Genomic DNA, 13489 nt, shown 5'->3' with positions numbered 1-13489 from the left:
CGCGATCTGTCTTGGCTTTGTCTGACCTGTTTTCGGTACTTTTTTAACATTGATAACAGACGGGGCCGACAGACGGCGAGTAATGCGAGCAAGTCCCTGCTTATCGCGTGGCGTCGAACGGCAGGAAGTTTGCCCGATGGGCAGGTGCTCAGCAATACGGTCTGGAAGTGCGTGCACACGCTGTGGGAGCGGGGTTGCTCCCACAGCGTTTGCCGGTGTTCAGGCGGGGGTATCGAGATTCAGATGCAGGTTGTCGATCAACCGGGTGGTGCCGAGGAAGGCCGCGACCAGAATCACCAGATCGCGATCCTCCGCCGTTGCCGGACGCAGGGTCAGGGCGTGGCGGATTTCCAGGTAGTCCGGACGCAGGCCGGCGGCTTCCAGTTGCTGGCGTTGCGCCTGGATCAGGGTAGGGAAGTCGCGCTCGCCTTGCTTGATCGACTCGGCAATGCTGCTCAGGGTGCGATAGACCACCGGCGCCACGGCGCGCTGTTCTTCACTGAGGAATCCGTTGCGCGACGACAGCGCCAGACCGTCGGCGGCGCGTACGGTCGGCTCGCCAATGATCTGGATCGGCATGTTCAGGTCGTGCACCAGCGCGCGGATCACTGCCAGTTGCTGGAAGTCTTTCTGGCCGAAGATCGCCAGGTCCGGCTGGACCATGTTGAACAGCTTGCTGACTACCGTCGCCACGCCTTCGAAGTGCCCCGGACGGCTGGCGCCGCACAGGCCTTCGGACAGTTGCGGCACGCTGACCCGGGTCTGACCGGCCATGCCGTCGGGGTACATTTCCTCGACGGTCGGGGCGAACAGCAGATCGCATCCGGCTTCCAGCAGTTTTTCCTGATCCGCCGCCAGGGTGCGCGGGTACTTGTCGAGGTCTTCGCCGGCGCCGAACTGCAGCGGGTTGACGAAAATGCTCGCGACCACGAAGTCCACGCGCTGGGTGGCTTTGGTGATCAGCGCGATGTGGCCGCTGTGCAGGTTGCCCATGGTCGGCACGAAGCCGATGCGCTTGCCTTCACTGCGGGCGCGCGCCACGGCGGCGCGCAGTTCACGTACGGTTTTGACGGTGTTCATGCAGAGAATCCGTGTTCGATTCCGGGGAAAGTGGTGGCTTTGACTTCACTGACGTAAGCCTTCAGCGCGGACTGGATGCTGTCCTGACCCTGCATGAAGTTTTTCACGAATTTCGGCACACGGCCGCTGATCGACAGGCCGAGCATGTCGTGCAGTACCAGCACCTGACCGTCGGTATCCGAACCGGCGCCAATGCCGATCACCGGGATTTTCACGGCCTGGCTGATTTCAGCCGCCAGTTCGCTCGGCACGCATTCGAGCAGCAACATGGCTGCACCGGCCTGCTCCAGCGAGATCGCGTCGGCGCGCATCTGGCGTGCCTGGTTCTCGTTACGACCCTGCACTTTATAGCCACCGAGAATGTTCACGGCTTGCGGGGTCAGGCCCATGTGGGCGCAGACCGGCACACCGCGTTCGGCCAGCAGGCGGATCGAGTCCGCCAGCCACAAGGCGCCTTCGACCTTGACCATGTGCGCGCCGGCCTGCATCAGCAGGGCGCTGTTGGTCATGGTTTGCTCAAGGGTGGCGTTGGCCATGAACGGCAGGTCGGCCAGGATCAGGGCATCAGAGTTGCCGCGTTTGACGCTGGCAACGTGGTAGGCCATTTCTGCGGTGGTCACCGGCAGGGTGCTGTCGTGACCCTGCAGGACCATGCCGAGGGAGTCGCCCACCAGCAGCACTTCGACACCGGCCTCGTTGCAGGCGTGGGCGAAGGTCGCGTCATAGCAGGTCAGCATGGTGATCTTTTCACCTTTCTGCTTGAGGCTCTGGAGCGTGGTCAGGGTGATGGCTGGCATGTAAGAAATCCTCGTTCAGGCGCTTTGGAAACTACTGCGAGTAACGCGCGTGATTCGTCATCTATTCAGGCGCACGCTCTTTTGTCGTGCTTATAAGGCCTGGATTGCGCCCTTGTATGCCGGGTTGGCGGCAGCGGGACGCCTATAGTCGTGATGAGGCCTCAGGAAGTCAATTGCATGTGTTACCGCATTGTTACGAGGGGAGTGTTACCGGCGTTACTGATGCGATTCAGCGGGCCGGCGGGCCTGATCTGCGGGGTTTTTGTCCTACAAGAAAGCAAAATGCGGGAGCCGATGGGCTCCCGCATCAGCGGTTTGTATCAGGCGTGGGAGAGGCGTTCGAGGCCGACGAACGGGCAGGCTGCAAGAAGATCGGCAAGGGTGCGGCCATCGGCCAGACGCAGATCTTCGGGCGCCAGTTCGGCCAGGGGATAGAGAACGAACGCGCGTTCCTGCATGTGGTAATGCGGGACTTTCAGGCGCGGCTCGTCGATCAGGCGATCACCGAACAGCAGAATGTCCAGATCCAGCGTGCGCGGGCCCCAACGCTCCAGGCGTTCGCGGCCCTGATCATTTTCGATCGCCTGCAAGGCATCGAGCAGATCCAGCGGGGCGAGCGCGCTGTCGAGTGCGGCAACCGCGTTGGTGTAACGCGGTTGTCCCGGCAGTAGCGAGTCGCTATGGTAGAAGGCAGACACGCCGACCAGTTGGGTGTCGGGCAATTGCCCCAGCGCGTCGACCGCGCTGCGCAGTTGTTCAGCCGGGTCAGCCAGGTTGCTGCCCATGCCGATGTAGATGCGTTCCATGCCTTATTCGCCCGTGGCGCTCGGTGCGCCAGCGCGTTTGCGTTTGGAACCGCTGCTGCGGCGACGCTTGCGCGGTGCGCCACTGGCGTCATCACCCTTGCCGCTGAGGTCGCGGATCATGTCGCGACGTTCGCTGTCGTTGGCGTCCTGATAATCGGTCCACCATTCGCCCAGGCCATCGGTCTGCTCACCGGCGCTCTCACGCAGCAGCAGGAAATCGTAGCCGGCGCGGAAGCGCGGATTGTCCAGCAGCAGGTCGGCACGTTTGCCGCTGCGGCGTGGCAGACGTTCCTGCATGTCCCAGATCTCGCGGATCGGCATGGTGAAGCGTTTTGGAATCGCGATGCGCTGGCACTGTTCGGCGATCAGCTCGTGAGCGCCTTCCTGCATGGCCGGAATCGGCGGCATGCCGCGCTCTTGCAGACGCAACACGCGGGCCGGCAGGGCAGGCCACAGCAGCGCGGCGAACAGGAACGCCGGGGTTACCGGTTTGTTCTGTTTGATCCGCAGGTCGGTGTTGGTCAGTGCTTCGCTGATCAGCGTGTGGGTGTACTCCGGGTTGTGTTCCAGCGCATCGGCACTGGCCGGGAACAGCGGCGCGAACAGTTGCAGGTCGACCAGCATCTCGAAGGTGATGGCACCGTGGCCGGAGAGGAACAGCTTGAGCACTTCCTCGAACAGGCGGGCCGACGGGATCTCGCGCAGCATTGGCGCCAGTTCTCGGATCGGCTGGACGGTGTGCTTCTCGATACCGAAATTGAGCTTGGCGGCGAAACGCACGGCCCGCAGCATTCGCACCGGGTCTTCCTGGTAGCGTTGTTTCGGGTCGCCGATCAGACGGATCAGGTGATTGCGGATGTCGTGCACGCCGTTGGCGTAGTCGAGGATGCGCTCGCTGACCGGATCGTAATACAGGGCGTTGATGGTGAAGTCGCGGCGTTGCGCGTCTTCTTCCAGGGTGCCGTAGACGTTGTCGCGCAGAATGCGCCCGCTCTCGTTGCGCGAAGACTGGTTGCTGTCTTCGTCGTCTTCGTTTTGCGGGTGATTGGCGCGGAAGGTCGCGACTTCAATGATTTCGCGACCGAAATGGATGTGTACCAGCTTGAAGCGGCGGCCGATGATCCGCGCATTGCGGAATTCGGCGCGAACCTGCTCGGGGGTGGCGCTGGTGGCGACGTCGAAGTCTTTGGGCGTGATGCCCAGCAGCATGTCTCGCACGCAACCGCCAACCAGGTAGGCCTGGTAGCCGGCGCCCTGCAGACGTTCGACGATGTTGACCGCGTAACGGCTGAATTGCGCCTTCTGCAGCGAATGTTGGCCGCTGTTGAGGACTTCAGGCGTGCTACGGATGTGTTGCGTACGACGCAGGGGAGTTCGGAATGACTGGAACAGCTTCTTCAGCATGGGATGCACTGTTTGAAGGAATGTTCGGCCATACCAGAGAATGACCGCATGATGGGCCGGGATTCTAGCATTTAGTCGAGGGATGGTGTAGGACGCTGCCGTTTTGCGCTGCAAGCCGCAGGCTAGAGGGGGTGAAGATGCATCAGAAGGGGGGATTTACCGTAAAGGAGAAACTACAAGGGGAGCCGAAGCTCCCCAAGAAGTAGTTGCGTGCTCTTTTTATTATTGATTCGGGCTTCTTGTTTTTGTTGAGTGCCCTCGCCATGAAGCTTTTCCTTCATGACCCTCCCAATCGGGAGCCAAGAGCAAACGGATTGCTTTGGTCGCTGTGTTGCAGTGATCTTGCGATCCAACCAGTACAGGCTCTGTCTTAAGACAGTTTTTGTTGTTCTCGGCCTGGTCGTGGGGCTAGCCCCAAATACAACGCCTCTCCAAAAGAATCAGTTAGCTGCGCCTCTCGCCGTCTTGTTTTTATTGTGCGTGAGTCGATTCGTCTTATTTTTATTGTCTTGTGCATTGCTTGTTATTGTTCTTGTACCAAACATATAGCAGGTGCCGTGCCAACTTTTGCGAACCCCAATAAAACAAGGGGTTAGGTCGATATAACCGTTTTCGCAGGGCGAAAAAAAGCCGGGGTTTCGTTACCGATAACCCCGGCTTCTGTTACGTGAAAAGACTGAGGTAACAGTTTTTTCACATCCTCAACCGTTACCCGCCCACTCGACAGGTAACGTTCAGCTCTCGCTGGCGACCCCGGTCTTGCGCCGTGGAATGCCCAGACGCTGACGACGCTCCCACAGGCATTTGCGGCTGACGCCCAGTTTGCGCGCCAGTTCGGTCTCGGTCATGTGGTCCTGATGCTCGAGTACGAAATGCTGGAAGTAGTCTTCCAGTGACAGATCTTCGGTCGGCTCGTGGCTGCTGTTGCTGGCGTTACCGGGCTGTTGAGCCGGCAGGCCGATGAATTCGTCGTCCTCCAGGTCGCCCAGCTCGATGTCGATGCCCAGCAGGTCGGCAGAGATTTCCGGGCTTTCGCTCAGAATCACGGCGCGCTCGACGGCGTTTTCCAGCTCCCGCACGTTACCCGGCCAGGAATAGTGCCGGATCGCCTGTTCGGCATCGGCGGCAAATTTCAGGTCGGTGCGGTTGATGCGGGCGCTCTGACGAGCAAGGAACGCATTGGCGATTTCGTTGACGTCGGCGCCACGCTCGCGCAGGGCCGGCAGTTTCAACGCGATCACATGGAGGCGGTAGTACAAGTCTTCACGGAACTGACCGATTTTCGCCAGGCTCTTGAGGTCCCGGTGGGTCGCGGCGATCAACCGGACATCGACCTTCTGCGACTGGACCGAGCCAACCCGGCGAATTTCGCCTTCCTGCAGTACGCGTAGCAAACGAGCCTGGGCTTCCAGTGGCAATTCACCGATCTCGTCGAGGAACAGCGTGCCGCCGTCCGCCGCTTCCACCAGACCGGCGCGACCGGCGCTGGCACCGGTGAACGCACCTTTCTCGTGACCGAACAGTTCGGACTCGATCAGGCTTTCCGGGATGGCGGCGCAGTTCACCGAGATCATCGGTGCCTTGGCCCGTTTCGACAGGTTGTGCAGGGCGCGGGCCACCAGTTCTTTACCGGTACCGGATTCGCCCTGGATCAGCACATTGGAATCGGTCGGCGCGACTTTACGGATCTTGCCGTAAAGGTCCTGCATCGGCGGGCACGAGCCGATGATGCCGATTTCGCCATTGCTGTTGTCGATGGCGGATTTGCCGCTGCCATTGGCCGGTTTGGCAGGAGCCGCTTCGCCGGCGGCAGGCGCCGACTGGCGATCACGCAGGATCCGCGCGACAGCCTGAAGCATTTCATCGTGGTCGAAAGGCTTGGCGATGTAATCCACCGCGCCCATCTTCATCGAGTCGACCGCCGAGCGGAGGCTGGCGTAGCTGGTCATGATCAGCACCGGCGTGCCCTGGCCGAGCTTGATCAGCTCGGTACCCGGAGCGCCCGGCAGTCGCAGGTCGCTGACGATCAGATCGAATGTGGGAATACTGAAGCGTTCTTGTGCTTCCTGCACTGAACCGGCTTCGCTGACCTGGTACTGGTTACGTTCCAGCAGGCGGCGCAAGGCGGAGCGGATAATGGTTTCGTCTTCGACGATCAAAATGTGCGGCATTGATTCGATACTCTCGACGGTCTCAGTTCACAGCGGACGTCGCTTCGACATGGCGCGGCAATGTCACCCGGATACGGGTGCCGCGCTGGCTCTGAACATCAGCCGGGCTGTCGATGGTGATTTGTCCATAATGCTCTTCAACGATGGAATAGACCAGTGCAAGGCCCAGACCGGTGCCTTCGCCAGGATCCTTGGTGGTGAAGAAGGGTTCGAACAATCGATCCATGATGCTCGACGGAATACCGCTGCCTTCGTCTTCGACGATCAGATCGACCGTGTGTTCGCCGGCTTCACTCTTCACGCGTACCGCACTGCCGGCAGGCGAGGCGTCACGGGCGTTGGAGAGCAGATTGATCAAAACCTGGGCGAGCCGCTGCGGATCGCCTTCGACCCAGTGATCGGGATCGCACAGGTTGTAGAACTGGACTTCGAAATTGCGCCGGTTCAGGGCCAGCAGGCCGATGGCGTCCTGGGCGACTTCCGCCAGACAGACGGGCTCGTCGCTGTGCTGATGGCTGCCGGCGTGGGCGAAGCTCATCAACGACTGGACGATGCGTGAAACGCGCTTGGTCTGCTCGAGGATCTGGCCGCTGATTTCCGTCAGCTCACCGTCCTCTTCGCGCTCTTCCCGCAGGTTTTGCGCGAGGCAGGCGATGCCGGTGATCGGATTGCCGATTTCGTGAGCAACACCCGCTGCGAGTCGACCGATGCTGGCCAGACGCTCGGAATGAACCAGTTTGTCTTCGAGCATCTGGGTTTCGGTCAGGTCTTCCACCAACAGCACCAGGCCGCTGTTGCCCGGTGCCAGCGGCTCGTCGATGGCCGCTTTGTGCAGGTTCAGCCAGCGGGTCTGGCCGTCGAGAGCCAGGTGCTGCTTGTGCAAGTGCTCGTCGGGCAGGTGGATGAAGCCTTGCAACAGATCTTTCCACGGATTGGCGATGGTGCTCAGGCGCGAGCCGACCACCCGTTGCGCGGCAATCCCGGTCAGTTCTTCCATGGCCTTGTTCCACATCAGGATCTCCTGATCCTTGGCCAGCGAGCAGACGCCCATCGGCAGTTCCTGCAGGGTCTGGCGGTGGTAGCGGCGCAAGGCGTCGAGTTCGGCGGCCAGCCCGGTCAGACGCGAGTGGTAATCCTCGAGGCGGCTTTCAATGAAGTGGATGTCTTCGGTGACGTAGTTTTCGCCGCCGGCCTTGTAGGGCAAGAAGGTTTCCACCATGTCCTGGGCGACGCTCGGGCCCATCAGACCGGAGAGGTTGGCTTCGATCCGGTCGCGCAGACGGCGCAAGGCATAAGGGCGGCGCTCGTCGAATGGCAGATAAAGGTCGCGCAGGGCCTGCTCGACTTCTTTCTGCGCAGCCTTGGCGCCCAGCGGTTTGGCCAGTTGCGTGGCGAATTCCTGCGGCGAGGCGGCGTGCAATTCGCGGCGCTGCGGACGACGTACGTTGTCCACCGCGCAGGCTTCGGCGGCGCTGGCCTCTTCGGGGCTGGCATTGGTGAACAGCGAAATCAGCGTGAACATCAGGACGTTGGCTGCCAGCGAGGCGATGGCCGCCATGTGCCAACTGGTGTCGTCCAGCACGTAGATCATGTTCAGCAGCGGAATATAGAAACCCTGCAGATTGCCGACCAGCGGCAACAGCATGGTCACGACCCACACCACAATCCCCGCCAGCAGACCGGCGATAAAGCCGCGGCGATTGGCGGTCGGCCAGTACAGCACCGACAGCACACCCGGCAGGAATTGCAGGGTCGCAACGAAGGCGACGATGCCGAGGTTGGCCAGATCCTGCTCGGCGCCCAGCATCAGATAGAAGCAGAAGCCGGCCATGATGATCGCGACGATCAGTGCCCGGCGGGTCCATTTCAGCCAGCGATAGATATTGCCCTCGGCCGGTGGCTGGTAGAGCGGCAGCACCAGATGGTTCAGGGCCATGCCCGACAGCGCCAGCGTGGTGACGATGATCAGGCCGCTGGCTGCCGACAGTCCGCCGACATAGGCCAGCAACGCCAGCGACTTGCTGTTGGCGGCGATGCCGATACCGAGGGTGAAGTATTCCGGATTGGTGGTGGCGCCGAGTTTCAGGCCGGCCCAGAGAATCAGCGGCACGGCCAGGCTCATCAGCAGCAGGAACAGCGGCAGGCCCCAGCTTGCGCTGACCAGCGAGCGTGGGTTGAGGTTTTCGGTGAAGGTCATGTGATACATGTGCGGCATCACGATCGCCGAGGCGAAAAACACCAGCAGCAACGTGCGCCACGGGCCTTCCTGCAACGGTGTGTGCAGAGCGGCGAGGGCGGTCTGGTTCTGCAGCAGCCACAGTTCAAGTTGCTGCGGGCCGTCGAATACGCCGTACAGCGCGTAGAGGCCGACGCCGCCGAGGGCGGCCAGTTTGATCACCGATTCGAAAGCAATCGCGAACACCAGCCCTTCGTGCTTTTCACGGGTGGCGATGTGACGGGAGCCGAAGAAGATCGTGAACAGGATGATCAGTGCGCAGAACGCCAGGGCCACGCGGTTCTGCACAGGTTCGCCGGTGAGGATGCCGATTGAATCGGCCACGGCCTGGATCTGCAACGCCAGTAGCGGCAATACGCCGATCAGCATGAAAATCGTGGTCAGCGCACCAGCCCAGGTGCTGCGGAAGCGGAAGGCGAACAGATCCGCCAGCGACGACAGTTGATAAGTACGGGTGATCTTGAGGATCGGATACAGCAGCACCGGCGCCAGCAGAAACGCGCCGGATACCCCGAGATAACTGGACAGAAAACCGTAGCCGTACTGATAGGCCAGACCGACCGTGCCATAGAATGCCCACGCACTGGCGTAGACCCCCAGCGACAGGGTGTAGGTCAACGGATGGCGAATGATCGCCCGCGGGATCATGCCCCGTTCACTGATCCAGGCCACCCCGAACAACGCGGCCAGGTAGGCGGCGCTGATCAGCAGCATCTGGGTCAGGCTAAAGCTCATCGGCATCTTTTTGGCTCTGCAGGATGAAGGTCACGACAATCAGGATCAGCCAGAGCAGATAAGGGCGATACCAGGCGCCCGTAGCGTCGATCCACCAATCCATGATGGCGGGAGAAAACAGGTAGATCCCCACGACCAGAAGCAGGACCAAGCGATAGATGTACATCCCGGCCTCTCTTTTTTATGCGCGTGCCCGAAAACGTGCGGCGATGGTAACGGATGGGCGCGCCACTGCAAGTGTCGTCACAGCAGTTGCGCTTCGGGCAGGGTCAGTGTGCGCGGGATTTTCAAGGCATCCCAGTGGGCGCTGCCCCAGTTCAACAGTTCCTGCGGCGAGGCGTGGGCCAGTTCGAGCCCCGGGTTTTGCCCCAGTGCGCGCAAGGCCCGCAGCAACAATGGTGTGGCCTGATCGGCTTCCAGCGGTGGCGAGCGATAGGACTTGCCGAGCTTGTTGCCGTCCGGCTGGGTAATCAGTGGCAGATGCAGATAGCGCGGCTGGCGCAGGCCCAGCAATTCCTGCAGATAGAGCTGGCGTGGCGTGGAGTCGAGCAGATCGGCACCGCGCACGATGTCGGTGATGCCCTGCCACGCGTCGTCCAGTACCACCGCCAGTTGGTAGGCGTAGAGGCCGTCGCGGCGGCGGATCACGAAATCTCCCACGTCACGGCCCAGGTGCTGGCGGTATTCGCCCTGCACCCGGTCGATGAAGTGGTATTCCAGCTCTGGCACGCGCAGGCGGATCGCGGCGTCTTCCTGACCATGGCCGGCATTGCGGCACAGTCCCGGATAAATGCCGTGGTACGGCTCCAGTTGTTTGCGCGAGCAGGTGCAGGCGTAGGCCAGGCCGTGATTGAACAGGCTGTCGAGGACTTGAGCATAGGCTTCGTGCCGGTCGCTCTGGCGGACCATTTCGCCGTCCCATTCGAAGCCATAGCTTTCCAGTGCCTTGAGAATCGCCGCTTGCGCGCCCGGCTCTTCGCGAGGCGGATCGAGATCTTCCATGCGCACCAGCCAGCGGCCATTCACCGAGCGGGCATCCAGATAAGAAGCGAGCGCCGCTACCAGCGAGCCAAAGTGCAGGTGTCCACTGGGGGTCGGGGCAAAGCGGCCAATGTAGGCGGGGGAGGTGTTGGCAGTCATGAGGGCGATGTTACTTGAGAGTCAAAGAACAGCAGAAACAAAAACGGAGCGTTCGCACGCTCCGTTTTTCGTTCAGGCCGGGATTATTTGCCGACCTGCTTTTCCTTGATTTCCGCCAGGTTCTTGCAGTCGACGCACATGTCGGCAGTCGGACGGGCCTCGAGGCGCTTGACGCCGATCTCGATGCCGCAAGAGTCGCACCAGCCGTACTCTTCGTCTTCGATCAGTTGCAGGGTCTTGTCGATCTTCTTGATCAGTTTGCGCTCGCGGTCGCGGGCGCGCAGCTCGAGGGCGAACTCTTCTTCCTGACTGGCACGGTCGGCCGGATCAGGAAAGTTGGCCGCTTCGTCTTTCATGTGATCAACAGTGCGGTCGACTTCCTGCATCAAGTCCAGTTTCCACTTGGTCAGGATCTTGGTGAAGTGCGCGCGCATTGGAGCGCCCATGTACTCTTCGCCCGCTTTCGGGACGTAGGGTTCGAAACCGCTGAGTGTCTGACTTGCCTGTTGCTTTGCTTGGGTGGGCATGAAATGGACCGCCTCTACTCTTGTAATCCATTGCGCAGGATTGCTCCATCACCGACACCTGCCGGCCCTGCGGCTGCAAGCGGGCGAACTTACCAGATCAATTCGGCCCGCGCTACTCCCGGATGTCGAGCGCGCGGCCAGTGGGGCTTGCAAATGTTTGCCAAGCCATGTCCGGCAATGTTGCAGACCTGCTCAATCACTGATTTTAGTCAATCCTGGAGCGTACGCCCGGGTCGTTACAGTCCAGTGTTCTTGAGGCTGTGACCGTTGCGGGTTCTCGCTCGTTCCGGCAGATGGGTAGAATCGTTTCTTTTCCCTCGTTGAAGGAAGGCCAATGGCTCAGCCCTACAGTGCGCGCAGTCGTGCGATCGAACCGTTCCATGTGATGGCGTTGCTGGCGCGGGCCAATGAATTGCAGGCCGCCGGCCACGATGTGATCCACCTGGAAATCGGCGAACCTGACTTCACCACCGCCGAGCCGATCATCCGCGCGGGTCAGCAAGCCCTGACAGACGGGAAAACCCGCTACACCGCGGCCCGTGGCATTCCCGAGCTGCGCGAGGCGATTTCCGGCTTCTATCAAACGCGCTATGGCCTCAACATCGATCCCCGACGGATTCTCATCACGCCGGGCGGCTCCGGCGCGTTGCTGCTGGCCAGCGCGTTGCTGGTGGATCCGGGCAAGCACTGGCTGCTGGCCGACCCCGGCTATCCTTGCAACCGGCATTTTCTGCGACTGGTCGAAGGCGCGGCGCAGCTTGTGCCGGTCGGCCCGGACGTTCGCTATCAACTGACGCCGGACCTGGTGGCGCGCCACTGGGATCACGACAGCGTCGGCGCGCTGGTCGCTTCGCCAGCCAACCCGACCGGTACGATTCTGACACGCGATGAGCTGGCCGGTTTATCCACAGCCATCAAGGCGCGTCACGGGCATCTGGTGGTGGACGAGATCTATCACGGCCTGACTTACGGCACCGACGCAGCCAGTGTGCTGGAAGTCGATGACAGTGCATTTGTCCTCAACAGTTTCTCCAAATATTTCGGCATGACCGGATGGCGCCTCGGCTGGCTGGTGGCGCCGGATGCGGCGGTCAGTGAGCTGGAAAAGCTCGCGCAGAACCTCTACATCAGCGCGCCAAGCATGGCCCAACACGCAGCGCTGGCCTGTTTCGAGCCGGACACCATCGCGATTCTCGAAGAGCGCCGCGCCGAGTTCGGCCGTCGTCGCGACTTCCTGCTGCCGGCATTGCGTGAACTGGGTTTCAACATTGCCGTGGAGCCGGAAGGCGCGTTCTATTTGTATGCCGATATCAGCCAGTTCGGCGGCGATGCCTTCGCGTTCTGTCGGCATTTTCTCGAAACCGAACATGTGGCATTCACTCCGGGGCTGGATTTCGGCCGCTATCAGGCCGGGCATCATGTGCGCTTTGCCTACACGCAAAACCTCCCTCGCCTACAGGAAGCGGTGGAACGCATCGCCCGTGGCTTGAAGAGCTGGCAAGGCTGATGCGCTTTCATCCTCCTCTTGAAGAAGGCCGGTTGATCCGCCGTTACAAGCGTTTTCTCGCCGATATCGAAACCGTTGGCGGCGAGTTGCTGACCATTCATTGCCCGAACACCGGCTCGATGCTCAATTGCCAGGTTGAGGGCGGGCAGGTCTGGTTCAGCCGCTCCAATGACCCGAAGCGCAAGCTGCCCGGTACCTGGGAAGTCGGCGAAACACCGCAGGGCCGGCTGTTTTGCGTGAACACCGGGCGCGCCAACGCACTGGTCGAAGAGGCCTTGCAGGCGGGCGTAATCAGTGAACTGAACGGCTTTACCGGGCTCAAGCGCGAAGTGGCATACGGACAGGAAAAGAGCCGGATCGATTTTCGCCTCGACTATCCGACGGGCCCGGCCTACGTGGAAGTGAAAAGCGTCACGCTCGGTTTCGACGGCACGGCAGTGGCAGCGTTTCCCGATGCGGTGACAGAGCGCGGCGCCAAGCATTTGCGTGAGCTGGCGCATCTGGCCAGGGACGGGATTCGCGCGGTGCAGTTGTACTGCGTCAATCTCACCGGTATCGAAGCGGTGCGTCCTGCCGAGGAAATCGACTCGGCCTACGCCGCTGCGCTGCGTGAGGCGGTGGCGTGCGGGGTCGAAGTCCTGGCGTACGGCGTGCGTTTGAGCCATGAAGAGATGGTGATCGACCGGCGCCTGGATGTGCTGCTCAACGGTTAAACATCGATCCACAGCCCCTGCGCGTCTTCACGGCAAGGGATGGCCGTCAGCGATTGCCCGGCGCACGGGCCGGCGACGCATTCACCGTCTTCGATCAGAAACAGTGCGCCGTGGGTGGCGCACTGGATCAGGCTGTTGCTTGGGTCGAGAAACTGGTCGGGCTGCCATTCCAGTCCGACGCCCCGATGCGGGCAGCGATTGAGATAGACGTAAGCCCGCCCCGCGCGGCGCACGGCAAACAGTTTTTTCCCGTCAATATCGAAACCGCGACTGCCGTCCTCAACCAGATCGGCGCCCGCGCAAAGAAACTTCATGGCTATCCTCAAATGTCGGCTCGTGTCTGGATATGTCCGAGCTTGACGTTCAAATGCAA

At 61.2% G+C, this 13489-nt stretch carries 12 protein-coding genes; 2 read left to right on the top strand and 10 right to left on the bottom strand.

Annotation, left to right across the window (positions count from 1 at the left end; genetic code table 11):
• Positions 1-219 precede the first annotated feature (219 nt).
• The 9 genes from panC to dksA form a co-directional block, all read right to left on the bottom strand.
• Positions 220-1080, bottom strand: coding sequence for a pantoate--beta-alanine ligase (panC, locus tag LOY31_RS24670; RefSeq protein WP_221535416.1), 861 nt, complete (start codon positions 1078-1080; stop codon positions 220-222).
• Positions 1077-1877, bottom strand: a complete 801-nt coding sequence (panB, locus tag LOY31_RS24665; protein WP_039771642.1) for a 3-methyl-2-oxobutanoate hydroxymethyltransferase — start codon at positions 1875-1877, stop codon at positions 1077-1079. Before panB ends, panC begins: the two co-directional genes overlap by 4 nt.
• A 320-nt stretch (positions 1878-2197) precedes the next feature.
• Positions 2198-2683 carry a 2-amino-4-hydroxy-6-hydroxymethyldihydropteridine diphosphokinase gene (folK, locus tag LOY31_RS24660; protein WP_258712312.1) on the bottom strand — a complete coding sequence of 162 codons (486 nt, stop codon included), beginning with the start codon at positions 2681-2683 and terminating at the stop codon, positions 2198-2200.
• A 3-nt stretch (positions 2684-2686) separates the two neighbouring features.
• Positions 2687-4087 (bottom strand): polynucleotide adenylyltransferase PcnB, encoded by a 1401-nt coding sequence (locus LOY31_RS24655; RefSeq protein WP_007959609.1) that lies wholly within the window; start codon positions 4085-4087, stop codon positions 2687-2689.
• Between the two features lie 734 nt (positions 4088-4821).
• Positions 4822-6258, bottom strand: a complete 1437-nt coding sequence (locus LOY31_RS24650; RefSeq protein ID WP_258712311.1) for a sigma-54 dependent transcriptional regulator — start codon at positions 6256-6258, stop codon at positions 4822-4824.
• Positions 6259-6280: 22 nt separating this feature from the next.
• On the bottom strand, positions 6281-9235 hold the full coding sequence (locus tag LOY31_RS24645; protein WP_007959612.1) for a sensor histidine kinase: 2955 nt from the start codon (positions 9233-9235) through the stop codon (positions 6281-6283).
• Positions 9219-9395: a hypothetical protein gene (locus LOY31_RS24640; protein WP_003176118.1), complete on the bottom strand. Its 177-nt coding sequence runs from the start codon at positions 9393-9395 to the stop codon at positions 9219-9221. Before LOY31_RS24640 ends, LOY31_RS24645 begins: the two co-directional genes overlap by 17 nt.
• A 77-nt stretch (positions 9396-9472) precedes the next feature.
• Positions 9473-10369: a tRNA glutamyl-Q(34) synthetase GluQRS gene (gene gluQRS / locus LOY31_RS24635; RefSeq protein ID WP_085608673.1), complete on the bottom strand. Its 897-nt coding sequence runs from the start codon at positions 10367-10369 to the stop codon at positions 9473-9475.
• 83 nt (positions 10370-10452) lie between these two features.
• Positions 10453-10896 carry an RNA polymerase-binding protein DksA gene (gene dksA / locus LOY31_RS24630; RefSeq protein ID WP_007959616.1) on the bottom strand — a complete coding sequence of 148 codons (444 nt, stop codon included), beginning with the start codon at positions 10894-10896 and terminating at the stop codon, positions 10453-10455.
• A 334-nt stretch (positions 10897-11230) separates the two neighbouring features.
• Between dksA and LOY31_RS24625 the strand changes: the two genes are divergently transcribed.
• On the top strand, positions 11231-12403 hold the full coding sequence (locus tag LOY31_RS24625; RefSeq protein ID WP_007959618.1) for a pyridoxal phosphate-dependent aminotransferase: 1173 nt from the start codon (positions 11231-11233) through the stop codon (positions 12401-12403).
• Positions 12403-13116: a DNA/RNA nuclease SfsA gene (sfsA, locus tag LOY31_RS24620; protein ID WP_221535420.1), complete on the top strand. Its 714-nt coding sequence runs from the start codon at positions 12403-12405 to the stop codon at positions 13114-13116. Before LOY31_RS24625 ends, sfsA begins: the two co-directional genes overlap by 1 nt.
• Here sfsA and LOY31_RS24615 read toward each other — a convergent pair.
• Positions 13113-13430: a Rieske (2Fe-2S) protein gene (locus LOY31_RS24615; RefSeq protein ID WP_221535421.1), complete on the bottom strand. Its 318-nt coding sequence runs from the start codon at positions 13428-13430 to the stop codon at positions 13113-13115. The genes sfsA and LOY31_RS24615 overlap by 4 nt on opposite strands.
• Positions 13431-13489 lie beyond the last annotated feature (59 nt).

Source organism: Pseudomonas sp. B21-021, assembly GCF_024749205.1.
GTDB lineage: Bacteria > Pseudomonadota > Gammaproteobacteria > Pseudomonadales > Pseudomonadaceae > Aquipseudomonas > Aquipseudomonas paraglycinae.
Note: the sequence above shows the minus strand (reverse complement) of the source record. Positions and strands in the feature narration are given on the sequence as shown.